The following is a 26,024-nucleotide window of genomic DNA, read 5'->3' on the forward strand; positions in this document are numbered from 1 at the left end:
AGCGATTGTTTATCGCTGCCGTTTTTTTATATCAGATTACTCCCGTGTCCAATTCTGGCTGGCATCGCCATTGGCATTCCAGACCACCACGTTACCCCCATCGCTGGCTTGTGACGCCGTGACGGCATAACCGGTGTTCTTGCGGGTTCTGAGGGTATTGTCGACCTTGTTGAAGCGCTGGTTCTCATGGTCATTACACTCCCAGACCACAACACCGCCACCATTCCAGGTCTCACCCTTGTAATCCAGGCAGACATTGGGATTACTTTGCAGGTGGAAGCGACCGCTGCCATCATCCCACCACTTTTGTGACGTCAGGTTACGGCAAGCGCTGACAACAACATTACTATTGGAGGCATTGCCGGTGGCGGTCAGGCAACCATAGGCACCATTGCGTAGCTGGACAAAGTCCGTGTTATTGACATACCAGCGCTGGTTGGCGCTGCCGCTGGCTTGCCACATACCGACTTGCCAGACACCACCTTTGTAATCATCCGCTACATACTGGGGATGTTCTTTTAACCGCAGCTGGCTGCCATTGAATTCCCATTTCTGGTAACTGCTGTCACTGCACCGGGTCAGGTAGAACCAGCCTCTATTCCAGGGCTGACCGGTTGCGCAGTAGTCTTCGTTCAGTTTTGTGTGCAGTCGCCCCTGGGCGTCCTGATACCAGAACTGATCGTCATAACTGCCACAGTACCAGTGCTCGATGTTGGCACCTTCATTGGCGCCCCGGGCAACCAGGCAGTGACCATCGCCGTTGTGGATGCGCATGTACTGTTTGTCATTGCCATCCAGTGAACCAACGTAGTTGACCAGTAATTGCAGATCCGGATCTGTCAGGCCGGCAGTATTACCATGACCGCTGCGGAAAACGTCAAGCAGTGTTTCCGCCTGACCGTTATGGAAATAAGGCGCGGTATTGTGGACGCCCAGCAAGGTTGGGGTTTCAAAACCAACACCTGCCAGCGGCTGGCCGATACCCTGTCCGGAAGAGGGCTGAATGGTGCCCACATCGTGACGCTGGCCATCGGTGAAGATTGAACCACTGTGGCAGGATGCACAGTTCAGCGTATCAAACACCAGTTTGCCAAGTCGCGCATCGTCGGTCAGTCCACCGCTGTCTTTGCGCAGACCGCTGCGTGGGTAATCTTCCCGGGAGGCAACATAGGCTGCCAGGGCATCCAGTTCGGCATTACGACCTGCCTTAGGTGTGCCAAGAGGGTTAGCCGTTGCGGCGAATTCCGCATCACTCAGGAAACCACTGCCGCCAAAGGCATTGCGGATATCGTTTTCGAAATCCTGGATTTCATCAAAGTTTGCAGTCCAGTGGACATTGCCGTGGGCATCACCCATGCGGCCCCGAAGGGAAATGGTGTTTCTCAGGCCTTCACCACGGTCAGTGAAGTCCCAGACAATACCATCCTCACCGCCATCATCGTGGCAACTGGCGCAGCTGATGTAGCCGTCACGACTCATGCGCTGATCACGGGCGTTATAGAAAATCTGTTTGCCCTGAAGCACCTGCGCCGTCAGCTTTTCACTGCCAACTGTTTTGACCTCAGCCAGTTTCACCGGAGCAAAACCCGTTGATTCGATCACATCGGTAATGTCATATACCGAGACAGTTCGCGATGTGAAGTTATAGACGAACAAGGTTTTGTTATCCGGACCTACAACGACACCCTGAGGTGCCAGTCCGCTGTTGTCGATGGCTCCCCGGCTGGCGCTGTTGTATGCATCAATGATTTCAACGCTGTTGGAACCCTGCAGGGCAACAAAGGCATAGTCACCCATTGCCGTAAAGGCCACGGCCCGTGCCGAGTCACGGTCGTTGAAATCAATCTGCTCCTCAAACAGCTCTTTACCCGTTACTGGATCAATCCGTGTCACAATCGTACGAACACTACTGTCCTGGGTCAGGGCCTGACCATCCCGGTAGGTGCCACGAACAATGTTGTCTTTCTTGGACGGTACCCAGAGGCGGTAACCATCCGGTGACATGGCGACACTGTGGAGATAATTGGGGATTCCACGGCTACGGTCTTCAGCATCGACAGTTGTGGTGTCCACCGCCAGAGGAATGCGTCGGATGACGCTCATTGAGGCAGCGGAAACTTCTGTTACTTCACCGTTGGTCATGGCTGAACGGAAACGGGTGACATAGACCTGCTCCCCATTGCCAGCAATGGCAATCGCTCGCGGATCCTGGTTGACTGCCACGCGTCCCGTGATGGTTCCGCTGGCCGTATCGAACCGGACCAGCTCATTGGTTCCCTGCAGCGTGACATAGAGACTGCTGCCATCCGGGCTACCGACAATGGCATAAGGCCTGCTGCCATAAGGGAGGTAGAGGTTTTCTACAAGGCGACCGCTGCTGTCCAGTGCAACCAGTCGGTCTTCGCCTTCAACGGTGACCCACAGTCGTCCATCGGGCAAGGCAGCGATACTTCTCGGATGCTCGCCCACACGTACTTCCCAGGCTTTGCCATAGGAAAAGGCATCAATGGCGGTTACTGTGCCATTGTCGGGGTTGATGTTATAGACCTTGTTGCCATCCCGCGTTATGGGACCGCTGTTGACTGGCTGGACCGGCGTCAGAGGACGAGTCACGGTCTTGACGAAGGACGTGGAATAACTGCTGTTGCCATCTGTTACGGTCAGGATGACCTGATAATGGCCGGGTGTCATCCAGGTATGGGATACCGAGGCGTTGTTGCCGGAATCAATAATGGTTCCGTCGCCCAGGTCCCAACGATATTGGAGATTACTGCCGCGACCTGTGGCCGTGATAACCGTTGCATCACCTGTTTCGACAGCATTGCTGGCGATGGGTTTATCGAGGCTTACCACCATACGCTCAGCTAGTGTGCGCACTTCCCCGGCGCTTAACACCCGGTTATACACCTTGAGGTCATCCAGGCTGCCAGCCAATTTGGCGGAGTTGCCGCTGATCTGACCAATGGTATCGAAGCTATAGCCGCCACCGAAAATACCGCTGCGTGCTGATCCTTGACCACTCAGCTCGCCATCAACATAAATCTTGACGGAGCCATTACCGGCATCCCGGGTCATGACGACATGGTGCCATTGTCCGTCGTTGATGGCGGAGGATGTAGCAACACCGGCATCATTGCCGGCAGACAGCCGCAAACGACCATTGCCGTCAATCCAGCCCCAGAAAACATCACCCGTGCCGCCATTCTGATCGCGTCCCATCAGACCGGGTGCCTGCCAGGGATTGTTATTACCGTTCTGGCTGGTTTTCAGATAGAGGCTAACGGTGCCAGTCCCGCCTAACACGTTGGACAGTGCAACATCGGTGCGAATGGATTGCTGACCAGATAAACGAATACCGCCGTCTTCATAATTCACGGTGCCTGAGAGGGAACCGGTATTTCCACTCCAGACATCATTCAGGTGGCCATCGAACGTCCAGTGATAGACCAGTCCGCGATCATTCTCCTGCCCCGTGGTAAACGTAGACCGAAAAGCTTGATCAACAGCATTGCCGGCATAGTCGCGTATACCACCGGCGGGAATAATGACTTCATACGTTGTATTGGGTGCTAATACCTGCTCCGGCGCAAAGTTAACAATCCCGAGTTGCGCACTGTAGCGTCCGTTGACAGGTGTCCCGTCCAGTGTTTGGACAATAAAGGTGTCGCTGTTAACGGTTTCCAGATCAATACTGTCGGAGAAGCCAATGCCAATCCGGGAGGTAATTGCCTGATTCTCTGCCTGGGGCCTTGGCGACACCTGGCGAATAACCGGTGGTGTAGTATCAGGATCCAGATCATGGACCATAAAGGCATTACCAGTGCCATGGTCGTTACCGATAAACACCAGGTTGCCAAAAGGGAAAACCTGGCCATGATCTGCATTACTGACGTTCAGACTACCGCTACCCACATCACGGTAAGCGCCGGTGTTGCTGATATCGACCTTGTGGACACTCTCTTCGGTTCCCTGGAAGACGTAATCATCCTGCATGCTGCAGTAAAGTTGTTCATTAATGACCAGCGAATTGTTCTCTAGTACAAAGCGCGCCGGGTCATCCAGGTTATACGTCACCATGCGTGCGCCACTGCCCCGTACGGAAGCAACCACTTTCTTACCATCAAAACAGGTGGCGTAGTAGGTTTGTGGCAGGTCGGGGGTTTTGTCCAGCAACAAGGGGTTAAGTGGATCGCTGATATCGAGGCTGGCAAAGCCATCCTGCTGATCCATGGAGCTGATCACCAGCTGGTTACCCATGGTGAAGATAGGGCCGACTCTGAAACCGCCCAGTTCTGCCGGCGGTACCGGATTGGGGCGATTTCCGCCACGGTTCGCGATGCGCGGGTTGGCCGGATCGGTCGCATCCACAATGTAGATACCCTGGTTAGCCACCGCGACATACACATAGGGCGCCTGCCACCAGAGCTGCCAGGCGACACTGGTATAGTCACCAGCATTCACTCCGGGCAGTGACAGTTTTGAAACCTGCTGAATATTGTTGATATCGGTGAAGTCCCAGAACTCGATGCCTTTTGTGGTCTGGATAGTGATATACCGACGTCCATTCAGGTTGGTCGCGCCGATTGCATGGGCTTCACGGAATTCACTGGTACGTCCGTTGGGCTCATAAATGCGCTTAACCAGTTTGATGTTACGGGGATCTGAGACGTCGTATAACAGGAAGCCACCGGGACCCCAGCCGCTGTCCGGAGCAAACAATGTCAGAAAATACCCGTTGTGCATGATGCCAACGTTAGTGCCGAAGGCTTTTCGAAACGGGTAGGTGGATGGAATACCGTTGTCCCGGTTAATCCATGAAACGGGTTTAAATAGCTCGGATGCATTGTACGAGAGATTGCCGAGGCCAGGGCCACTACCCCAGGCCAGACCAGGCAGCAAGGCGCTGACCAGCCAGATGAACAGAACATGCCTGCGCATGATGGACTCCAGTTTGTTGTTATTGTTGTTATTAGCGAGGCAATGGTATCAATACTTCCCTTTATTGACACTATGGTTCTATTTTTGGGCCTTGAGTGTGTTGCTATCAATTCCCTGGTCAAAATGAGGGTAGTGTACGCCCCTGTCATGGGAATATTCGCTCCACAGTTCCCCCCCCAAGTATTCATATTGCGCTTCATTGCCTGCGGGGTAACTGGTACTACCTGTAACAGGCAAGTCGACTGGAGAATGTCAGGGGGGTGGGTTGTTCCGGAAAGTCTGGCCAAGGCTGAGTTGATAATGTTGAAACGGGTGATTCGGGGATATGACCCAGAGCCCGGATGTTCCATCCTGGGCAATTCGGCTGATAAAATCTGCCCGTTTAACGAAGAGCAAAGCGGAACACGCATGAATCAAACGCCAGGAATGATAAGGGAAACGTTTCCAGTCGGCCCCCTGCAATGTAACTGCACGATTATAGGTGACCCGGTGACGGGAAAAGGGATTGTGGTGGATCCCGGTGGTGATGCGGAGTTAATTCTTGAAAAGGTCAAGGCGCATAACCTGCAGATTATCGCCCTGATCCATACTCATGCTCACCTGGATCATTTCCTGGCCAGTGGTGAACTGAAAGAAAAGACCGGCGCGCCCATTCATCTGCACAAAGAAGATAAATTCCTGTGGGATAACCTGGAAACCCAGTGTCGGATGTTTGGTGTGCCGTATCGTCCCGTGCCAGGTCCTGACTTCTGGCTGCATGATGATGAAGAACTGGCCTGTTGTCGTGGCGTTGCCATGCACACGCCGGGCCACAGCCCGGGTTCCATGAGTTTCTGGTTTGCTGATCACAAGCTTTTGATTGCCGGCGACACCCTGTTTCGTCGTGCGATCGGCAGAACTGACCTCTGGGGCGGTGATTACCCAACAATTGAACGCTCCATTCGTCAGCGACTTTATACACTGGATGAAGAAGCCGTGGTGGTTGCCGGGCATGGTCCCGATACGACCATTGGTGAAGAGATCCGCGAGAATATGGTTATCAGAGGTTAAAGAACGATGATGGTTGCCAAATCACGGTTTGCATTGAAGAAACTGACAGCTGTCGCTTTGGTCGGCGCTGTACTGGCGGGTTGCCAAACCACTAACCCGTATACGGGTGAGCAGCAAACCCAGAAATCAGCCAAGTACAGTGGTCTGGGTGCGCTGGCTGGTGCCGTTGTTGGCGGGCTGGCTGATGGTAAAGATGGTGCGTTGGCCGGTGCTGCACTGGGTGCCGTTGCTGGTGGTGGATACGGTTACTATGTGGATCAGCAGGAAAACAAACTACGTGCTGAACTGCAGGGTACAGGGGTTCAGGTTCAGCGTGTCGGTAATCAGCTGAATCTGATTATGCCCGGTAATATTACCTTTGCTTCCAGCTCAGCCAATATCCGTGCGGATTTCTACCCGGTGCTGGGCTCTGTAGCGAGAGTGATGAAAGAGTACGACAACAATACCATTGTTGTGGTTGGTCATACCGACTCAACCGGTGATGAAAAGCGCATCAATCTGCCACTGTCGCAGAACCGGGCGAACAGTGTGGCAGATTACCTGATCGGACAGGGCATCTCTCCCACTCGCATTACAGCCTATGGTGTAGGATCCAGTCAGCCGATCGCTTCCAATAAAACACCGGAAGGACGCGCTGAAAATCGTCGGGTTACGATTGCACTCAAGCCGCCGGCTAATCAATAAGATGTAAAGAAAAAGGGACAGTGAATGCTGTCCCTTTTTTATCAGCTAGCTTCTGCGTAGGTGGCTTGTTTTGGCGATGATTCGCTGCTCATGGATTTCAGTAGGCTGTCTTTGTCCGTCCACAGCTCGTTAACCCAATGCTGAAACTGTTCACGGAATTTCGTGTCGTTACTGTAATCCTTGCCAAGGTATTGAGCCGGAATTGGCAACAGTTCAATGGCAATGCTGACGTTATCGCCTTTTCCGCAGAGAAAACCCCAGAAAGTGGGTGTTGGCCCGTTATAGGAAATGGTGATATTCACCATGGTATTCAGTTGGCTGCCCATAGCCCCTAATACAAAGGCGGTGCCGCCTGCGCGGGGTTTGAGCAGATGACGGAATGGCGACTGCTGTTGTTTATGCTTGGCTTCGGTGTAGCGGGTGCCTTCCATAAAGTTAAAGACGGAAACCGGTACTTCCCGGAATTTCTCGCAAGCCTTGCGGGTTGCCTTGAGGTCTTCACCCCGTTTCTCGGGATGTTTATCCAGGTAAGCCTTGGAATAGCGCTTCATGAAAGGGAAATCCAACGCCCACCAACACTGACCGATAATGGGAACCCAGATCAGTTCCTGTTTGAGGAAAAACTTTAGCATGGGGATACGGCGATTCAGCAGGTGCTGGACAATAAAGATATCAGCCCATGACTGATGGTTGCAGGTCACCAGGTACCAGCCGTCTTTCTTAAGACCTTCAAGTCCATTGACCTGCCAGTCCATAGGGCGGGTCAGTTTCATCCAGCCACTGTTGATACTGATCCAGAACTCCGCAATGGCAATGCAGATCTGCGTGCTGAGTCGGTGCCACGCTTTCACGGGAATCAGAAACCGGCTCACACTGAAAAGTATCAGCGGCAAACACAGTAACAGGGTATTCAATCCCAGCAGCAGGGCTGAGAGGCAACCACGCAGAAAAGGAGGCAGAAATGACAGCATTGCTATGGGTCTATTGTCCGATCTGATTATTCACTGTTGGCAATTCTACGTATCTCCCGTCGCTTGGCAAACGTGCATTGTCAGCACGACTCACCAAACCGGAATTTTTTTCTGACATTTACAGATTCTTTGCATTTTTTTTGTCCGGACTCAGGTACGATGCGAGCATGTTTAATAGTATGAGGATGCCCTCTTGTTACTGCTGGTAGTGTTTGCACTGGTAGCCATTCTTGTTTCATTTCTGTGCTCAGTATTCGAAGCCGTACTTCTTAGCATCACGCCGTCCTGGCTGGCTGGTATTGAGCAGAAAGGTGATCGTTCCGCCAAGCGTATCAAAGCGCTGAAGGACAACATTGACCGACCCCTTGCCGCAATCCTGACCCTGAATACCGTGGCGCACACCGCCGGTGCCGCAGGTGTTGGTGCGCAGGCGGCTGTCGTATTTGGCAACCAGTATCTTGGCCTTGTGTCTGCAGTGATGACGGTGCTGATCCTCGTACTTTCCGAGATCATTCCTAAAACCATTGGCGCTACCTGGTGGCGACAACTGGCACCGATGACTGCGATCTGTCTGAATTGGATGGTGCGTATCCTGTCGCCGGTGATCTGGTGTCTTGAGTTGCTGACGTCTCGCATGACCCACGGTCATGGTAATGACAGTGAACTCCGGGCGGAGATTTCTGCACTGGCTGAACTGGGTCGTCGTCAGGGTGAGCTGGCTTCAGAAGAAAACCAGATTCTCCAGAGTTTGCTGCGTTTCCGTGATGGACGACTCAATACCATCATGACGCCGCGAACCGTGGTTTTCTCTCTGGCTGAATCCGTGACCACAGCGGAGTACCTCGAAAAGTACAGTGATAAGGGTTTCTCCCGTATCCCTGTGTATGAAGGTGAACCGGATGATATCACTGGCTTTGTGCTGCGTGCCGAAGTGCTGGCGGCGCATCATCAGTCCGGTGGTACCGCGACATTAGGTAGCCTTCGTCGTCCGATCATCCGCGTGCTGGATCGTGAGCGTGTGGATAGTCTGTTTTCCCGGCTTGTGGTCGAGCGTTCCCATATCGCGCTGGTCGTGGATGAATACGGCGACATGCAGGGCGTGGCGACGCTCGAAGATTTGATCGAAACGCTGCTGGGCATGGAAATCGTCGACGAATGTGACCGTGATGTGGATATGCAGAGTGTTGCCCGCCGCCGCCGTATGCGCTGGCTAAAGAAGCACAGTCTGCAGATGTTCGGTGCTTCCGGAAAACTGGAACCGGCCAATATGACCCCGGTTAACAAGGCGGATGCGGCAGCTTCCTGAACCTCTGACCGGTGTGCTTGAACGTGAGCACCAGACCATGACCGCGATGGTCAGGCTCTGGTGCCGCGATCGCCATGAGAGTGGTGATGACCTCTGTTCGGAATGCCGTGAATTTCTGGATTTTGCGGCATTCCGTTTACACAAATGCCCTTATGGCCCCGCCAAACCCACTTGTTCCCGTTGCCCCATCCATTGCTACAAGCCAGCCATGCGCGACAAGGCCAAAACCATTATGCGTTATGCCGGGCCGCGCATGCTGTTCAAACATCCGTTCATGACCCTGCGTCACCTGTTGCATGAACGCAGGGCTGTTCCACCGTTACCGTCGAAACGCAAATCGCAGCGTTAGTTGCTGGCGGCCTGTATGGCTGTCAGGGCGATGGTGTAGACAATATCGTCAACCAGTGCGCCACGTGAAAGGTCATTCACAGGTTTACGCAATCCCTGCAGCATCGGGCCAACACTGATGACATTGGCGCTGCGTTGTACGGCTTTATACGTCGTGTTACCGGTGTTCAGATCAGGGAAGACAAACACAGTCGCTTTACCGGCGACCGGGCTGTCGGGCGCTTTGCTGCCGGCAACGGAAGCGATGGCGGCGGCGTCATACTGGAGCGGACCATCAATCAAAAGATCTGGTCGTTTTTCCCGCGCCAGTCGTGTTGCTTCACGGACCTTTTCTACATCTGTGCCATGGCCCGATGAACCTGTACTGTAACTGATCATGGCCACACGGGGTGAAATGCCAAAGCGGGCTGCGGAGTCTGCACTCTGGATCGCAATGTCAGCCAGGGCGCTGGCGTCAGGATCGGGGTTGACTGCACAGTCACCATAGACCAGCACTTGGTCCGGCAAAAGCATAAAAAATATTGACGACACTATGCTGGTATCTGGGCGCGCCTTGATTAACTGAAAGGCGGGTCGAATGGTGTTGGCGGTTGTATGGACAGCACCGGATACCAACCCATCCACATCATCCATTGCCAGCATCATGGTGCCCAGTACCACGTTGTCTTCCAGCTGAGCTTCTGCCATGGGTTCGGTCAACCCCTTGCTACGGCGCAGCTCGACCATTGGTTCGACATACTGTGGCCTGAGTGTGTCGGGATCAAGAATTTCCAGATCATCTGGCAGGGTAATGCCCAGGTCGCTGGCCACCTGTTGCACGCTTTCCGTTCGGGCAAGCAGCACACAACGCGCAATACCACGTTGTTGGCACAGAATGGCAGCCTGGATCGTTCTCGGCTCATCCCCCTCGGGTAATACGATCCGTTTATTGGCCTTACGGGCATTTTCGACCAGCTGATGGCGAAAGGCAGGCGGTGACAGGCGGGGTTCGACCGGCTCGCCACAACGATCCTGGAGCCAGCCAATATTAAGGTGTTCCGCGACATCATCCATGACTTTCCGGAGTCGTTCCTGATCGTCCAGGGGAACCTCGGTATTCATCCGGTCAAGGCGGGTTGCTGTCGTGTAGGAATTGCTGTCGGTGATCAGAATTGGCAGGCCGGTTTCCTGGATAGCCCGACGACAGAGTGTAGCGATCTGCTCCTGTGGAGGCAGCCCGTTCGTCAGTAACAGGCCAGCTAAAGGGACCCCGTTCAGTGCGGCCAGACAGGTGGCCATGATGATGTCATCGCGATCGCCCGGGGCAATAATCAACGCGTCAGGACGCAGATGCCGTACGATGTGTGCTGCTGTGCGGGCGCAGAGCACACGGTGTGCTACACGACGGTTGTCAATATCACCTTCATTCAGAACCTCGGCTTGCAGCAGTGTGGCAACATCCCGGGTTCTTGGTGCTGACAGGGTGTTGTTCCAGGGAATATGACCAATCGCTTTAAACGCTTTGCGCCGAAAGGATGGCAATGTCTGATACTCGCCGTTTTGGTCAGTCACACAGGCAAGGTAGTCGGGTTGAACCTTGTTCAGGATATAACCAATGACATTCGGATTACCGGTTCCGCCGAACGTGTCAGCAGTAATCTGTAGTTTGTCTGCGGTGTCATGGAGTGTTTCATTGTCCGGCGCGTGGACGATGATGATGTCGGCATTCAGGCTTCGGGCAATATCGACATTCAGTCGTCCGGCGTAGGGCATGGTGCGACTGGGTACCAGGCCTTCAACCACTACAACGTCGGCATCTTTTGCCGCCTGGGCCAGTTGGTTGACCACCCTTTCGAGTAGCTCATCGCGTTTGTTGTCACCGAGGAGGTTTTCGACCCTGGACAGTGGGACCGGATCAGGTGGTGTGAGTGAAGTGGCTGCCCGAACCTGTTGGGTGGAGCGTTCCGGACCCGTATCTGAGCGATGCTGTTGTGCCACCGGCTTGAGAAAGCCAACCCTCAGCCCCAGCTTATCGAGCGCATGTACCAGTCCCAATGTGATGGAGGTCAGGCCAACGCCATAGCTGGTTGGGGCGATGTAAAAGACATGCATGCTGGCTCTCCTGCCGGTTCCGTTGTTTTTGGTCTTCAGGTTGGGATTTAGTGTATCCGAGATTCACTACCTCATAAGAACGTTTTCTGATTTCTGGTATTGCTGCCTGGATAAAAAACTCAGCTCCCTTATAACTTAAGGGGTGCATATTGATGATCCGAAGAGAAAGCATCCTCTCACTGGCAAAACAGGCGGGTTCAAGACGACTTCATTCAATCACCGCCTCAAAAACACTAATGCGGTGGCACAATCCAGACAGTTTCATATCAGTGAAGCTGATATTGGCTGCACCCAACCAGACTATGGATCCCATGATTGCATCCCCCCTGATTCTGCTCTGTTTGAACAGCACACTTCATGACACGGCAACCAGAACGAGGGTGTATCAGAAGGTGCGGTTTTCGGGGAAATCTACCGACTGTAGAGCACCTCGCTCCTGCACCCCGTGTGGGGATGCATATCCTTGTCAGCCATCACAGGCAACAGCCAGCAGGTAAGGACTACCTGTGAACAGGTTTGCCTGCATCACTTGCGACGAAAGAATGGTATTCATCTCATTCTTTCGAAGTGTCTTCGGAACGAGGTGAATTATCGTGTTCGTCGCCTTGGCTGCTGCCTTCATCACCACGCCACGTGCTAACAGATGGTGGCATGTAGCTAGCAGGAGGGCCATCCCATTGAGTCCCCCAAGTTTCATATGATTCACAGTTTGACGCCAGGTTTGAGTGTTGGGCGTAGATTTGAGGATGGAGGTCTGGTTGGTTTTGTTTCTCCTGATACTTTGCCATGTGGTTTTTTAAAGACCGCTGCATTGTCGTCAACGACTGAATTGGCGCAGCATCAAGTTTTTCGTTTTCTGGTCTTGGAGACCTTATAATGCTTACAAAATTATCTTCACTGCCGCTGTCAGAGTCGGCTTCGATTTGGCATTGCGTTGTTATGGTGTTAGCTGGTAGCGCAGAGGGCTGAAGGTGCATTTCTTTGGTTGCACCATTTCCACTGGTTTCTTGATTCCCCTGGCAGAGATGTTGGTCACCAGCAGCTTTGTCCAAAGTTGATGGTTGAGAGTCCGTAAGTTTGTCTGTAGTGCTTGTCATTTTAGATTTTTCTTTTTTCAGGTTTTTGTTTTCTTCTTGCAGTTTTTTATAATCTTCTTTCAGTTTTTCGTATTTGGCTTTGTATTTTTTGCCTTTATCCGCATTTTTGTTGCAAGCTTTATAGGCTTCATCGTTTTCCACTGTTAGTTCATTATATTTTTCTAATAGTTTTTTATATTGTATGTTTAGATGCTCAATCTCAATGTCTTTTTTGAAAATAGCAAGTTTGATCCTCGTTTCCATTGAGTCTGATTGTCTGGTTTGATGTTTTTTTTGAGTCGGAGATGGATAGGTTGTCGTTTTTCTTGAGGTCATTCCAGTGTTTGCTTGTTTGGCTGATTGAATGCCCGAATGCCCCTGAAGATATGGAGTTTTTTGTTCTTGGTTGGGCTGAGATGCTGAGGTTTTACTTTCTTGGTTTTCTGGTCTGAATTGATTCGCTCCAGTTGTCTTGTTTGCTAAAGAATCCATAGTTAATTAATCCTTTGTATATATTAAAAATCCTGTGTTAATAATTTCTTTTAAATTATTACTCGTATCTATTGATCAATATTTTGTGATTTTGTTCAAAAGATAGTTTTCGTATTTGACTGTTTTATTGTCGGGGGGCAGTGATTGATGCAGGTCAGTTGTAAATTAATATTTTTTATATGTTTTTATTATATAAAACGTGCACATATCACCTGTCAGATGGTTTTCTGGCTAAGACATTTGTGAGGGCGGCGGTCAAGGTAGCTATTTATGTTAATCAATATGGGTTAATGCGGGAGTATATTGATCTGTTTATTAGGATCACAGTCTATTCAAACAGGGAAAATTCATTTTCCCTGTTTGAATAGGCATGAAGCATCAATGTTGTCTGTCAATCCATAAAAGCGTTGCGCCAATGACCGCGGCAGGCATAACAATCAGGTTAATCAATGGAATAATCGTAAATAAGGCCACAATGCCACCAAAAGCGAGCAATTGTGTACGCTGACGGCTTTTGAGTTGTGTCAGCATATCCTTGAAACGAACCTGCTGGTTATCCGCTGGATAATCCACATATTGAACCGCCATCATCCAGGCGGAAAACAGCGCCCAGAGAAAGGGAGCGGCCAGGTTGATCACTGGAATGAACGTCAGTATCAGCAATCCCAGCGCCCGGGGCAGGTAATAAACGAGTTTCTGGCCTTCCCGGGCGAGACTGCGGGGAACGATGGCGACGAGGTCTTTCCAGCCATTGTCCTCCGGCAGCAGGTGGGGGGTGCGTTCACGCTGAATCTTTTCCGCCAGGAAACCATTGAAGGGCGCGGCGATAAAATTGGCCACCAGGGTAAAGGTGAAAAACACCACCAGGGCGATTGTGAGAGCAAACAATGGCCATAACAGAATGTGCAGAAACGACAACCAGTCCGGCAGCCAGGCTACGGCCTGGTCAACCCACACGGAAAACTGTTGACCTGCCCACCAGATCAGCAGGCCAAACACCAGGATGTTGATGGCCAATGGAATGGCAATAAAGGGCAAAACCGCCGGTTCCTTCAGGCGCTTGAGGCCCCGGAGGAAGTAATCGAGTCCACCGACTGGCGAGGGCAGGGGGTTGGGCATTGGGTTACCTGTCTGTCAGCACAATTGAAAGGATACACTGGTTCAGATATTCGCAGACCGTTATGATGTCTGCCACAGTTTTTCGCCGCACAATGGTAACGGAATTCGGAGCGATTGATGAGTGAAGTGAAACATGCCCGCCTGCTGATCCTGGGTTCTGGCCCGGCCGGTTATACCGCCGCGGTTTATGCCGCCCGGGCAAACCTGAGCCCGGTGATGATCACCGGCATGCAAATGGGTGGGCAGCTGACCACCACCACGGAAGTGGATAACTGGCCCGGTGACGTGGAAGGCCTGCAGGGTCCCGCACTGATGGAGCGGATGAAAGCCCATGCCGAGCGGTTTGATACCGAGATCATTTTCGACCATATCCATACGGCTGACCTGCAAACGCGCCCTTTCCGGCTGGAAGGTGACAGTGGTGTCTATACCTGTGACGCCCTGGTCATCGCGACCGGCGCCAGCGCCCGTTACCTGGGGCTGGACAGTGAAGAAGCCTTCAAGGGCCGCGGTGTATCCGCCTGTGCGACCTGTGACGGGTTTTTCTACCGCAAGCAGCATGTCGCGGTTGTCGGCGGCGGCAATACCGCGGTGGAAGAGGCGCTGTATCTGTCCAATATCGCGGAAACGGTGACCGTGATTCACCGTCGCGACCAGTTCCGTTCAGAAAAAATCCTGCAGGATAAACTCTACGACAAGGTTCAGAATGGCAACATCCGTCTGGTGCTGGATTCCGTGCTGGAAGAAGTGCTCGGGGATGATGCCGGTGTGACCGGTGTGCGGGTGAAAAACGTCAAGACCGGTGAAACCTCCGACATCGATGTAATGGGTGTCTTTATCGCCATCGGCCATAGCCCGAATACAGAGATTTTTGCCGACCAGCTGGATATGAAAGACGGTTATATCAAGGTGCACAGTGGTACCGAAGGTAATGCGACGCAAACCTCCATCCCCGGTGTATTTGCGGCGGGTGATGTCATGGATCATATCTACCGTCAGGCAATTACGTCTGCCGGTACCGGTTGCATGGCGGCACTGGATGCTGAGCGTTTTCTTGATAACGAACAGGAAGGCCGGTAAATCGCTTTGCCTGTTGTGGCGTGAGGTGTAACGGGATTGGCTGCCAGTGCACCCGGTCGCTGGCAGCGTCCGGGTGTTTATACCCTGTCACCGAAGAGTATGGCCATTTCATCACTGATCTGCTTGCGCATATCCATCAGTTTGATGGCAGTATCCTTGAGCCGGATGTCTTCTTCGGTTTCCGGCACCCACTCGGGGATACTCACCGGGTGACCTGATTCGTCGACAGCTACCATGATGAGAATGCAGTGGGTGGTCTGGCGACGATCACCGGACTTAGGGTCACAGGCCAGTACATTGATATCGATGTGCATGGAGCTGCGACCGGTGTAGATGACCCGGGCTTCCACCTCAACCAGGTTGCCGACATGGATCGGGGAAACAAACCGGATGCCGCCGACATACGCGGTGACGCAGTAGCGTCCACTCCAGCCTGCGGCGCAGGCGTAACCGGCGAGGTCAATCCATTTCATCACGGCGCCGCCGTGGACCTTGCCGCCGAAGTTAACGTCTGCAGGTTCTGCCAGAAAGCGTAAGTTGAGTGTGCGTTGGTTGCTCATGGTGGTATTCCTGTCCCTGGTTCATGAATCCGTTGATCAGTCGGCGCGAGAGCGGATTTTTTCCAATATTTTCAACCAGCCGTCTTTGCCATAGGCGACGTCTTCCATTTTGAATCGCACCAGTACCCGTAAGTCATCCCGTTCTTCCACGGTTTGGATATCGCTGGCGGCGTTGTCGAGTACGTGCTCGTGGCCTTCATTATCCTTGTAGAGCGTGATCAGGTGGCCTTCGCCGTTCAACTTGCCGTAGGCCAGTGACAGTCGATCCTCGCTCACACCGCGTTCCTGCAGGATCTGGTATTTCAGCAGGGCGAAATCCTCGCAGTCTCCCGCCATGTTCTGTTTCATTTCTTCCGGTGTCTGCCAGTAGTCGGTGGTCTGGAACTGCCGGGAATCCCGCACGTAGTGGAAATTCTTGTTTACCAGGTTGTTGACCATAAAGACCTGGTCGGGGACGGGTTTTGCTGCCTGATTGCCCTGTCCCGGTTTGCTGATCGCCGAGGGAGAAGATTCTGCCGGCGGTTCCTGATCTGTTCCCATGTAGCGGGAAAATTCATCGGCATGCTTTCGCTCTACCGGTTTTTTGTTTTGTGTTGATTCAGACCGGGTGTTCAGCAGGTTGCCCTGCGTTCCCTGTCCGGACGTTCTTTGTGTGCCAGACATACATCACAGCGATTTGTCGGGTCTATACCCTCAAGTCTAGTAGGCAGGTGTCGGCGGTCTGTGTGCTGGTTGCAAGGAAGCGGGCGTGTTTATGGCTAATCCTGATAAAGTGGGGGCCATATTCTGTGAAAGGTTATATTAAGAGCGGGCAGGTACAGTGACCTGCCCGAAAGAGGATGAAATCAGGCGTTGTTAACGGCTTTCTTGGTGCTATCCAGGCCAAAGTTATCCGCCAGGGTGCCGGCTTCTTCCGGATCGCTCTTGAGGGCGTAATCCTTGGGGGCTTCAACCATCCCCTGTGACGCTTTTTCGTCGCTATTGCCTGAAAGCAGGCTGTTGCTGCCCAGCAGGGCGTCGTTCAGGCGCTGGCGGGTCAGCTCATCGGTGCACAGTTCATTGGCGCTGGCGGCCATATGCTCGTGTACATCGCGATAGCTTTCCGTCATGCGGTTGACCAGGTGCGCGGTGGTGCTGAAATGATCCGCGACTTTTTCCTTGTATTCATTGAGTTCGGCCTCGGCCTTGTCCAGTTGCTTGCGCAGCTGGCTGTTCCCGGTGCGGGAACCACCCAGGAGGTGATTGATGACCATTCCCATCACCAGGCCGGTAAAGAAGGCCAGTCCACCCGTCATCCACAACAAGTTCGCTGTTTCCAAAATAAGCCTCTTAGATTCGTCAGTAGTTCCCGGCTGAGACTCTAACTTATAATCTTTTATCCCGGCTGTATAGAGCGGTGCGGTTACCATCTGTGGCAAATTGTTGCCACTATTGATACAGGCCGGTAAAGTGTCGCGCCTGCGGGGCAAGGGCCTGGAAGCCTGTCGCAGGCCGTGCAGCAGTCACAAAAAACATCAGCGCAGGGATTACCATGACACCCAGTGAGCGGACACCCATTGAGCGTTATCGTCTGGATCTCCAGCGGGAGGGCTTTGTCCATGATGAGGCCCAGGAAAACGCGGTCCATCACCTGCAGCGGCTTTATGATGACCTGCTGGCCGCGGATGCGCGTCAGTCATCGGGTCTGAAACGCCTCGTTTCCAAGTTACAACGGCGTCAACCAGAACCTTTGCAGGGACTGTATTTCTGGGGTGGTGTCGGCCGGGGCAAGACGTATCTGGTGGATACGTTCTTCGATAGTCTGCCATTTCCTGACAAGATGCGAACCCATTTCCACCGGTTCATGCGGCGGGTCCATGATGAGCTGAAATCCCTGGAGGGTGAAAAGAACCCCTTGGTGATTGTGGGGCAGCGGTTGGCGGCTGAAGCCAGAATTATCTGTTTTGATGAGTTTTTCGTTTCTGATATTACCGATGCCATGATCCTTGGCGGCTTGCTGGAACAATTGTTCAAAAACGGTGTCACCCTGGTGGCAACCAGCAATATTGTTCCGGATGAGCTATATAAAGACGGCCTTCAGCGTGCCCGTTTTCTTCCGGCGATTGATTTGCTGAACCGGTATACTGATGTCGTCAATGTCGACAGCGGTGTGGATTATCGGTTGCGGGTGCTGGAGCAGGCGCAGATCTACCATCATCCACTGGATGAAATAGCGAGGGACAGTCTGCATGACAGCTTCTGCAAGCTGGTGGCGGATAGTGCCCATATCCAGGAAGGGCGGGTGCTGGAGATCGAAGGGCGTCCGATCCGGACTATCCGGGTCTGTGATGATATTGGCTGGTTCACTTTTGTTGCCCTCTGTGATGGTCCGCGGAGCCAGAATGACTATATTGAGCTGGCTCGAGAGTTTCACACGGTGCTCATTGAACAGGTGCCTCAGCTCAATGGCAGCATGGATGATCAGGCGCGGCGCTTTATCAACCTGGTGGATGAATTCTATGATCGGGGGGTGAACCTGATTATGTCGGGCGAAACGGCGCTGGAATCCCTGTACCGTGACGGACGACTGGAGTTTGAGTTCAAACGGACGTTGAGCCGGTTGCAGGAAATGCAATCACGAGAATACCTGGCCAGGCCCCATAACCCCTGACCCCTGGCAGAATGAATAACCATCACTCTTTGTTGAAAATCGACTTATGACCTCTGACAGCATTTCACTGAATCCGGACCAGCACAGTGCGCTGGCCGGCCTGTTCAAACAGTTGGGGGATGAGGGCCGGCTGAAACTGGTACTGGCCTGTATGGTGGAACCCCAGCCGGTTGCCCGGTTGTCGGAGTTGGCGGGCATGTCCCAGTCGCTGACCAGCCATCACCTCAAGGGGCTGCGTGATGCCCGTATTCTCAAGGCCGACCGCCAGGGTAAGCAAGTCCTCTACGCCCTGGATGATGACCATATCCGTTGTGTGCTTAATGATCTGATCCAGCATGTTCGGGAGTAGTCACTGCGGAAATGTCGCTTGAGGTTATGTTTGATGGCGGGCCTGTGACTGAAAAGTGTGTTGCTTCCGTATACAAATAAATTATAATTCATATGAAATATAATTTATTTGAGGAGGATGTCATGAAGTCTTGCTGTTCAAATCATCGCTGCAATGCGCATGTCAGCAGCGCTGATGCCGTGCAGATGACTGCTGCAGTCAGTTCCTGCTGCCAGCAGGCTGCAGAAAACGTTGATGGATGTTGTGGATCCAGTGTCGAAGCCAGTGGTTTCAGCAGTGCCAGTACCGGGCAGGCTGAAGACGACGACGAAGGAGACAGTCCACCCGCCCGACAAACCTGGACAATCAGTGGTATTGATTGCCCCAGTTGTATCAGCAAAGTAGAAACCGCTCTCCATCGCCTGGAGGGTATGATCAAAGCACATATTACCTTCGCCACGTTGCGGCTCACCGTCGAATTTGACCCCTCCCGCCTGACCCTTTCCCAGATAGAAAACACCGTAACTGAGCTGGGTTATGGCTTGTCTGGTGTCAATGGAAATGCTTCGCCCCAATCCTCACTGACTGAAAAAATACGGCAGCATCGGCAGTTGCTGATTCTCTCAGGGCTGATGATTGCCGGAGGTATTAGCCGGGTCATTGCGCCTGAATGGGGAGCTTGGGCTTTCTGGCCTGCAACCCTTTGGGGGCTTTTCCCGATCATGCAGGGCGTGGTGCGTCAGGCCGGGCGCGGCAACTTTTTTGGTATGGAAACCCTGATGACCGTTGCCGTGATCGGCGCGCTGGCATTGGGAGAAAGTTTCGAAGCTGCCATGGTCGTGTTTCTCTTCATGATTGGCGAGAAACTGGAGAGCCTGGCGGCTGATCGGGCCCGCAGCGGCGTTAAGGCGCTGATGGCGCTGACGCCGGATACCGCCCTCCTGGTTAACGGTGATGAACGCAGGGAAGTGATGGCAGACAGCCTCCGGCCCGGTGATCTCATTGAAGTGCGGCCGGGTGACCGGTTACCGGTGGATGCAGCGTTGCTCACCGAGGCTGGCAGTTTCGACGAAAGCGCGCTCACGGGCGAATCGCTCCCGGTTGAGCATGTTTCGGGTGATCGGATACTGGCAGGCAGTCTGGCTACGGATCGGCTGGTGCAACTGAGGGTTCAATCCGAACCGGGTGAGAATGCCATTGACCGTATTCTGTCCCTGATTGAAGAGGCTGAAGTCCACAAGGCGCCAGTAGAGCGATTCATTGACCGGTTCAGCCGCTGGTATACCCCGTTGATGATGGTGATTGCAGGACTGGTCATTATTTTGCCCCCGCTCCTGGCCGGACAGCCCTGGGATGTCTGGGTCTATCGCGGACTGGCTTTGCTGCTGATTGCCTGCCCCTGCGCCCTGATTATCTCGACGCCTGCTGCTGTGACCTCAGCCCTGGCCGCTGCGACACGCAAGGGTATTCTCATTAAAGGTGGTGCGGCGCTTGAACAGTTGGCAGGTATTCGGCAAGTCGCATTTGACAAGACAGGCACGTTGACACTGGGGAAACCGGACGTTACTGCCATGGTCAGCTTTGGCTCACCGGAAGATGAATGGCTACCCCTGGTGGCAGCGGTCGAAAAAGGCACGAGTCATCCGCTGGCGCTGGCTATACTGGCGGAGGCTGAGCGGCGAGGTGTTTCAGTTGAGACAGCGGAAAACATCACGGTACTTGCCGGGCATGGTATTGACGGCATCGTAAATGGGCAGAGAGTCAGGATCGGGTCTCCTTCCGTTATGGCTGAGGCGGTGACCCGGATGATGAATGCAGACAATGAGGTGATCCGTCTCGAGGAGCAGGGCAATACTGTCGTTTGTGCCACCGTGAATGGTGAACTGTCGGGGTTGATTGCGTTGAGCGATACCCTGCGCAGCGATAGCGGTGAAGCCATTGAACGCCTTCGTACCATCGGTGTCGACAGTGTCATGCTCACGGGTGATAACCCCCGTGCGGCCAGCGCTATAGCCAGCCAGCTTGGGATGGGCTTTCGAGCCGGATTGCTGCCGGAAGACAAGGTTAATGCGATTCGTGCGTTACAGGCGTCCGCACCCGTTGCCATGGTTGGAGACGGCATCAATGATGCGCCGGCGCTTCGCACCGCTGATATCGGTATTGCCATGGGGCAGGGCTCCGATGTTGCGCTGGAAACTGCGGATGCTGCATTGACCCATGACCGTGTCCGCGAAGTGGGGGATGTTATCTGCCTGTCTCGTCGCGCCATGGCCATTATCCGGCAAAATATTGCGCTGGCATTAGGGCTGAAGGTGGTTTTCCTGGTGACCAGTCTCATGGGGGTGACCGGTCTGATGGTAGCGGTCCTCGCAGATAGTGGCGCTACTGCGCTGGTGACAGCCAATGCACTACGGTTGTTACGACAATCCAAAGACTGATCTTGTCGAAGGCGTCTGATTGTCTTTCAGGAATGGGTGACAGGGAGGTTATTTCTCTGGAATACCTGGGATTATCCTTGATGAAAAATCGATTTCTGGCAGTAATCGGCAGTTTGTTGGTGAGTGTTTCTGTTTCTGTTTCTGTTTCTGCTGATAGCGATGCATTGCTGCGTTTTAATCAGAAAAACCTGACAGAGGCACAGCTCGCACCCTGGGTTCAGCAATCGCTTTATGACATCCGCCATGAAGCGTGGGAAAGTCAGCAGGCGCTGCTGGAGCAGGGAGCGTTGGATCGATATATCAAGGAGCAGGCTGTAATCCAGGGGAAGAGCGTTAATGAGATAAGAACGGCGCTTTTGTCCACAGCGCCGGTATCAGACCAGGATATCCAGTCGTTTTATGATAATTACCGCGCTCACATCCAGGCGCCATTGAGTGAGGTTCGGGATGCTATCCGTGAGCAGCTTGAAAGTATGCGTGAGCAACAGCAACTGGCTGTTGTCATGGAGAAGCTCCGGCAGGAACATGGGGTGAAAGTTTTGGTGCCGGAGCCCGAAGCGCCTGTCTTTAAGCTGCCACTGGAGGGGTATCCGGTCAAAGGTAAGGCCGATGCGCCTTTCACGCTGGTCGAGTTTGCAGACTACCGTTGCCCTTATTGCAAGAAAGGTGCTGAGATGGTCAGCCGTCTCATGGAGGCTTTTCCCGGCAGTCTCAAAGTCTATTATGTGGATTTCCCCGTGGTTGATCCGGCCTCCGGCATATCAACCACGGTGATGCGTGGTGCATGGTGTGCCGGACAACAGGATAAATACTGGGATTACCACGGTCTTGCCTATGCACAGCAGGGCGCATTGTCTAAAACTGCACCGGGGGCCATTGCGGCCAAACTGGGGTTGAACACCAGAGCATTCGAGGACTGCATGGCATCGAAAGAATCGCAGGCTTTTGTGGATAAGGCAACCGACTTTGGCCGCCGTTATGGTGTATCCAGCACCCCGACGTATTTCCTCAATGGAAAAAGATTTTCAGGTGCGGACATTGAAAGCCAGATTCAGCGACAGCTTAATCCGTCAAAATCATCCTGAGCCAGATTAATCTGGCTGGCTATAGATTGATTGACCTGCCACGGGAATACCTGCCGGTGCCCAGGTGTTCCGGCCCCGGGGGCAGACGGAGAGGCTGTCAAAGAGGCACCGGTTGTCTTCCATGATCCGAATATGGCTGAAATGAGCACTGTTGCAGTAGTCCGGGAAGGTGGCGCACAGCAGGCACTGGATCAGACTTTTCAGGGACTGATTCAGGCCATCGAGAATCATGCTGCAGCGAATCAGACCGATGTCTTCTGACTGGTCAGCCAGTTCAATGGCTGTCTGGCGCTGGATGGCTTCCATCTGCTGCCTTAGCAGGTGCAGGGCCAGAAGGGTTCCCTGTTTCAGATTCCCCGGTTGGCGGTCAACCTTGAATGCACCGTTATAGGTCAGGTCAGACAGTTCCACTCCGTGTCGGATACTGGCTTCTGCCGTCACACCATTACCCGCGTTGTTTTTGGTCACAATATTCGTGTGCAGGGCAATAATCGCCTTGGTGATGGGCGGAAGTATCAGGGTTTTGAGAAAACCGTTCATCTGTGTGGCATGCCACTGGCCGGTTTCATCCAGCATGTCGAGAACCTGACGGCCGTCACCCTGCTGAAGGTACTGGAGGTTCTGCATGAGTTGGTCACGGAAACCATCACAGAGCAGGTTTATGCTGTCCCGGGCGGTGGCAGCGGGCTGGTTCAGGGCATCCTTACTGTCCGACATGATGCTGTATCCTCCTGCATTCTGGTTGTGATTCTGCCGTGGCGCATTGGTTTATCTAGCTAATCATATCGGCATAGTGGGCGGGAATAATAAAACATCGCTGTCAGATAGCCTGACAAAGCCCCGGGGCATGCACTTCTGCCACTCTATAGAATCCCATGGGGGTTGTCAGCGAAAGCAACCAAATTGTTCATCATTGCTGACACTTTTGGTCTGCCTCGCCGGATATGTGATAACAGGCAGAATAGAAGGCTTGACAGCACCGTCGGCAACACTTAGCCTCGCGACATGGCGCTGATTTGTATTTCGGCTTGCGGGCGCATTATAAATATCGCTAAAGAGAAAGGTTGACGACGGGATTCGTGAAAACCACTCTCTGAACAGAGTGGTTTTTTATACCCTGACCGGCGGGTAGGCCGGTACCTCTTCTTCTCTTTTAGCGCCGCAGGACGAGCAGTATGCGGAGCTGAAATGATCGAACTCAGACAGATAACAAAACAGTTTGGTCAGGGCGCATCAGCGGTGCGGGCCCTTGACTCAATCTCCCTTCATGTACCGGAAGGCTGTATTTACGGTGTGGTCGGCTCCAGTGGCGCCGGCAAAAGTACCCTGATCCGTTGTGTGAACCTGCTGGAACGTCCGACGTCTGGCCAGGTCATCGTCGCGGGTAAGGATCTGACCGCCATGGCCGAGAGTGACCTGCGCCGGGAACGTCGGCATATCGGCATGATTTTCCAGCATTTTAACCTGCTTTCCAGCCGTACGGTCTTTGGCAATATTGCGTTGTCGCTGGAATTGGCCGGCATGTCCAGCGCAGAAATCGAAAAAATGGTGCTGCCACTGCTGGAGCTGACTGGTCTCAGCGATAAACGCAACAGTTACCCGTCCCAATTGAGTGGAGGCCAGAAACAGCGGGTCGCTATTGCCCGGGCATTGGCCAGCCGTCCCCGTGTATTGCTCTGTGATGAGGCAACCTCTGCACTTGATCCGGCGACCACCGTTGCCATCCTCAACCTGCTGAAAGACATTAATCGCAAGCTTGGGCTCACGATCCTGATGATTACCCATGAAATGGATGTGGTGAAATCCATCTGCGACCGTGTGGCTATTCTCAGCCAGGGACAGCTGATCGAAGAAAATGATGTTGAGCAGTTCTTTTTAAGCCCGAAAACAGCGCTTGCCCGTGAGTTTGTGCGGACGGCTATTCATGAGAAACGGCCCAATGATCTGGAATCCGGTTTTCAAACGGAACCTGCGCCGGGTGCGCGGCCTGTTATTCGTATCACCTTCGTCGGCCGCACCGTGGGTCAACCTCTGATCACCAAGGCGTCTCGCCAGTTTGGGGTAGATTTCAGCATCATGCAGGCGGATATCGAGACCGTGAACGGTAAAAGCATGGGCTTCCTCATGGTGGAACTGTTCGGTTCCGAGGCAGCGGTTGATGAGGCGATTAAATATCTCCGAAGCCAGGAGGTTAGCGTGGAGGTGGTAGGTTATGTCCATTAATGCCTGGTTGATGCTCGGGGAAGCCCTCTGGGAAACGGTTTACATGGTGGCGGTGGCGGGTGCCCTAAGCTTTGTCTTTGGGATTCCGCTCGGTGTGCTGCTTCATGTGAGTCGTCCCGGGAAGATCATGGAAAACCGGCTGTTAAACCAGTTGTTGGGTAGTGTGGTGAATGCGGGACGTTCCATTCCTTTCATTATCCTGATGGTAGCGATTGTGCCTTTCACCCGGTTGCTGGTGGGGACTTCCATTGGCACCAGCGCGGCGATTGTGCCGCTGACTATTGCAGCGATTCCGTTTGTGGCGCGAATCGTGGAAGGTTCTCTGAATGAGGTGCCGGCAGGATTGGTCGAAGCTGCCCAGAGCATGGGGGCATCGCCCTTGCAGATTGTGACCCGTGTCCTGTTACCGGAGGCTTTACCCGGATTAATCCATGGTATGACACTGACGCTGGTGACCCTGGTGGGTTATTCCGCTATGGCGGGCGCCATTGGCGGCGGTGGTCTGGGCGATCTCGGTATCCGATACGGTTATCAGCGGTTTGACGGCGTCATCATGCTGGCAACTGTCGTAGTATTGATCGTGCTGGTTCAATTGATCCAGTGGGCAGGTGAAATCCTGCAGGCCCGTTTTGAACACAAACAGGCCTGATCGGTTCAGGTAACGCAACTTGTGCGTACCGGTTGATTCAAAGAAATGTGTGATAGCGCACGGTATAAAACACTGTAGTCAGGAGGCGTTCGATGATACCTGTAGTGAAATCGGTCAGTAAGTGGCTGGCGGCAGCTGTTGCCTGTACGGGCCTGGTGCTGGGAGGGTGCAGCAGTGACAGCGGTGATGCAGCACTGAAAGTAGGCGTGATTGCCGGTCCTGAGGCAGACCTGATGCGCACTGCCGTTGAGCAGGCCAAACAAAACTACAACCTGGATGTTGAGCTGGTTGAGTTCCAGGATTACGTGGCGCCCAATATTGCCCTGTCTGACGGCAGTATTGATATCAATGCCTTCCAGCACAAGCCTTACCTGGATCGAATGGTTAATGACCGTGGCTTCAAACTGGAAATTGTGGGCAATACCTTTGTCTACCCCATTGGTGGCTATTCCCGGACGCTGACCAGTCTGGAAGATCTGCCCAATGGCTCCAGGGTGGCGATTCCCAATGATCCCAGCAATGAAGGCCGTACCCTGCTCCTGATGCACAAAGCGGGATTGATCACCCTGAAGGATCCCTCAAATCTGGAAGCAACACCGGTTGATATCATCGATAACCCCCATGACTTGAGCTTCATCGAGCTGGATGCTGCCCAGCTGCCCCGCTCTCTGGATGATGTCGATCTGGCGTTCATTAATTCCACTTACTCTGTCGCATCCGGCCTTCTGCCGACACGGGATTCACTGCTGATGGAGGATAAGGACTCGCCTTACGTCAACATCATTGTTTCCCGTCAGGACAACAGCAAGGATCCTCGCATCGAACAGCTGGTGGCTTCCTTCCAGTCAGAAGCGGTAGAACAGAAAGCTGAAGAACTGTTCAAAGGTGGCGCCGTCCAGGGCTGGCGCTAAGTTGTGAATGAAATAAAAAGCCCTG

Annotated in this window: 21 protein-coding genes and 1 riboswitch; of the genes, 12 read left to right on the forward strand and 9 right to left on the reverse strand. The window is 53.3% G+C overall.

Annotation, left to right across the window (positions count from 1 at the left end):
- Nucleotides 1–36: 36 nt before the first annotated feature.
- Nucleotides 37–4,938: a ricin-type beta-trefoil lectin domain protein gene (locus AC27K1_RS16570; protein WP_487151914.1), complete on the reverse strand. Its 4,902-nt coding sequence runs from the start codon at nucleotides 4,936–4,938 to the stop codon at nucleotides 37–39.
- Between the two features lie 408 nt (nucleotides 4,939–5,346).
- Between AC27K1_RS16570 and AC27K1_RS16575 the strand changes: the two genes are divergently transcribed.
- Both AC27K1_RS16575 and AC27K1_RS16580 read left to right on the forward strand, forming a co-directional pair.
- Nucleotides 5,347–5,988, forward strand: a complete 642-nt coding sequence (locus tag AC27K1_RS16575; RefSeq protein ID WP_487151915.1) for an MBL fold metallo-hydrolase — start codon at nucleotides 5,347–5,349, stop codon at nucleotides 5,986–5,988.
- 6 nt (nucleotides 5,989–5,994) lie between these two features.
- Nucleotides 5,995–6,672, forward strand: coding sequence for a YiaD family glycine zipper/OmpA-like lipoprotein (locus AC27K1_RS16580; RefSeq protein ID WP_487151916.1), 678 nt, complete (start codon nucleotides 5,995–5,997; stop codon nucleotides 6,670–6,672).
- A gap of 41 nt (nucleotides 6,673–6,713) precedes the next feature.
- Here AC27K1_RS16580 and AC27K1_RS16585 read toward each other — a convergent pair whose 3' ends face one another.
- Complete coding sequence (locus tag AC27K1_RS16585) at nucleotides 6,714–7,643, reverse strand: acyltransferase (RefSeq protein ID WP_487151917.1); 930 nt, start codon at nucleotides 7,641–7,643, stop codon at nucleotides 6,714–6,716.
- 193 nt (nucleotides 7,644–7,836) lie between these two features.
- On the opposite strand from AC27K1_RS16585, the gene AC27K1_RS16590 reads away from it, so the two are divergent.
- Together AC27K1_RS16590 and AC27K1_RS16595 are read left to right on the forward strand one after the other, a co-directional pair.
- The gene (locus AC27K1_RS16590; RefSeq protein ID WP_487151918.1) at nucleotides 7,837–8,949 is read left to right on the forward strand and encodes a CNNM domain-containing protein; all 1,113 of its coding nucleotides are present in this window, start codon (nucleotides 7,837–7,839) and stop codon (nucleotides 8,947–8,949) included.
- Nucleotides 8,933–9,298: a nitrous oxide-stimulated promoter family protein gene (locus AC27K1_RS16595; RefSeq protein WP_487151919.1), complete on the forward strand. Its 366-nt coding sequence runs from the start codon at nucleotides 8,933–8,935 to the stop codon at nucleotides 9,296–9,298. The genes AC27K1_RS16590 and AC27K1_RS16595 overlap by 17 nt, the downstream gene beginning before the upstream one ends.
- On the opposite strand, the gene pta is transcribed toward AC27K1_RS16595, so the two are convergent.
- The 3 genes from pta to cysZ all read right to left on the reverse strand — a co-directional run bounded on the left by pta (nucleotide 9,295) and on the right by cysZ (nucleotide 14,075).
- On the reverse strand, nucleotides 9,295–11,388 hold the full coding sequence (pta, locus tag AC27K1_RS16600; RefSeq protein ID WP_487151920.1) for a phosphate acetyltransferase: 2,094 nt from the start codon (nucleotides 11,386–11,388) through the stop codon (nucleotides 9,295–9,297). The two genes, AC27K1_RS16595 and pta, sit on opposite strands and share 4 nt — an antisense overlap.
- Before the next feature lie 554 nt (nucleotides 11,389–11,942).
- Nucleotides 11,943–12,956, reverse strand: a complete 1,014-nt coding sequence (locus AC27K1_RS16605; protein ID WP_487151921.1) for a hypothetical protein — start codon at nucleotides 12,954–12,956, stop codon at nucleotides 11,943–11,945.
- A 378-nt stretch (nucleotides 12,957–13,334) separates the two neighbouring features.
- Nucleotides 13,335–14,075 (reverse strand): sulfate transporter CysZ, encoded by a 741-nt coding sequence (cysZ, locus tag AC27K1_RS16610; RefSeq protein ID WP_487151922.1) that lies wholly within the window; start codon nucleotides 14,073–14,075, stop codon nucleotides 13,335–13,337.
- Between the two features lie 117 nt (nucleotides 14,076–14,192).
- On the opposite strand from cysZ, the gene trxB reads away from it, so the two are divergent.
- Nucleotides 14,193–15,155: a thioredoxin-disulfide reductase gene (trxB, locus tag AC27K1_RS16615; protein ID WP_487151923.1), complete on the forward strand. Its 963-nt coding sequence runs from the start codon at nucleotides 14,193–14,195 to the stop codon at nucleotides 15,153–15,155.
- Between the two features lie 77 nt (nucleotides 15,156–15,232).
- Here the strand turns inward: trxB and AC27K1_RS16620 are convergent, their stop codons facing one another.
- From AC27K1_RS16620 to AC27K1_RS16630, 3 genes are all read right to left on the reverse strand, one after another.
- Nucleotides 15,233–15,715 carry an acyl-CoA thioesterase gene (locus AC27K1_RS16620; protein ID WP_487151924.1) on the reverse strand — a complete coding sequence of 161 codons (483 nt, stop codon included), beginning with the start codon at nucleotides 15,713–15,715 and terminating at the stop codon, nucleotides 15,233–15,235.
- Nucleotides 15,716–15,751: 36 nt separating this feature from the next.
- Complete coding sequence (locus AC27K1_RS16625) at nucleotides 15,752–16,378, reverse strand: transglutaminase-like cysteine peptidase (RefSeq protein ID WP_487151925.1); 627 nt, start codon at nucleotides 16,376–16,378, stop codon at nucleotides 15,752–15,754.
- Between the two features lie 182 nt (nucleotides 16,379–16,560).
- Nucleotides 16,561–17,034 carry a Z-ring associated ZapG family protein gene (locus AC27K1_RS16630; protein WP_487151926.1) on the reverse strand — a complete coding sequence of 158 codons (474 nt, stop codon included), beginning with the start codon at nucleotides 17,032–17,034 and terminating at the stop codon, nucleotides 16,561–16,563.
- A 212-nt stretch (nucleotides 17,035–17,246) separates the two neighbouring features.
- Here AC27K1_RS16630 and zapE point away from each other — a divergent pair, with 212 nt between their 5' ends.
- The 4 genes from zapE to AC27K1_RS16650 all read left to right on the forward strand — a co-directional run bounded on the left by zapE (nucleotide 17,247) and on the right by AC27K1_RS16650 (nucleotide 22,216).
- Complete coding sequence (gene zapE / locus AC27K1_RS16635; protein WP_487151927.1) at nucleotides 17,247–18,365, forward strand: cell division protein ZapE; 1,119 nt, start codon at nucleotides 17,247–17,249, stop codon at nucleotides 18,363–18,365.
- A 46-nt stretch (nucleotides 18,366–18,411) separates the two neighbouring features.
- Nucleotides 18,412–18,714: an ArsR/SmtB family transcription factor gene (locus AC27K1_RS16640; protein WP_487151928.1), complete on the forward strand. Its 303-nt coding sequence runs from the start codon at nucleotides 18,412–18,414 to the stop codon at nucleotides 18,712–18,714.
- Nucleotides 18,715–18,836: 122 nt separating this feature from the next.
- Complete coding sequence (locus tag AC27K1_RS16645) at nucleotides 18,837–21,131, forward strand: heavy metal translocating P-type ATPase (RefSeq protein WP_487151929.1); 2,295 nt, start codon at nucleotides 18,837–18,839, stop codon at nucleotides 21,129–21,131.
- Nucleotides 21,132–21,211: 80 nt separating this feature from the next.
- Nucleotides 21,212–22,216 (forward strand): DsbA family protein, encoded by a 1,005-nt coding sequence (locus tag AC27K1_RS16650; protein ID WP_487151930.1) that lies wholly within the window; start codon nucleotides 21,212–21,214, stop codon nucleotides 22,214–22,216.
- A gap of 6 nt (nucleotides 22,217–22,222) precedes the next feature.
- On the opposite strand, the gene AC27K1_RS16655 is transcribed toward AC27K1_RS16650, so the two are convergent.
- Complete coding sequence (locus AC27K1_RS16655) at nucleotides 22,223–22,933, reverse strand: hypothetical protein (RefSeq protein WP_487151931.1); 711 nt, start codon at nucleotides 22,931–22,933, stop codon at nucleotides 22,223–22,225.
- Nucleotides 22,934–23,214: 281 nt separating this feature from the next.
- Nucleotides 23,215–23,292: riboswitch (SAM riboswitch) on the forward strand.
- Between the two features lie 112 nt (nucleotides 23,293–23,404).
- Between AC27K1_RS16655 and metN the strand changes: the two genes are divergently transcribed.
- The 3 genes from metN (at nucleotide 23,405) to AC27K1_RS16670 (ending at nucleotide 25,999) form a co-directional block, all read left to right on the forward strand.
- Entirely contained in the window at nucleotides 23,405–24,439 is a 1,035-nt protein-coding gene (metN, locus tag AC27K1_RS16660) for a methionine ABC transporter ATP-binding protein MetN (RefSeq protein WP_487151932.1), read from the forward strand.
- The gene (locus tag AC27K1_RS16665; protein ID WP_487151933.1) at nucleotides 24,429–25,088 is read left to right on the forward strand and encodes a methionine ABC transporter permease; all 660 of its coding nucleotides are present in this window, start codon (nucleotides 24,429–24,431) and stop codon (nucleotides 25,086–25,088) included. Before metN ends, AC27K1_RS16665 begins: the two co-directional genes overlap by 11 nt.
- Nucleotides 25,089–25,180: 92 nt before the next feature.
- On the forward strand, nucleotides 25,181–25,999 hold the full coding sequence (locus AC27K1_RS16670; RefSeq protein WP_487151934.1) for a MetQ/NlpA family ABC transporter substrate-binding protein: 819 nt from the start codon (nucleotides 25,181–25,183) through the stop codon (nucleotides 25,997–25,999).
- Nucleotides 26,000–26,024: the final 25 nt, after the last annotated feature.

The sequence above is a fragment of the Kistimonas ophiarachnellae genome (genome assembly GCF_057552235.1).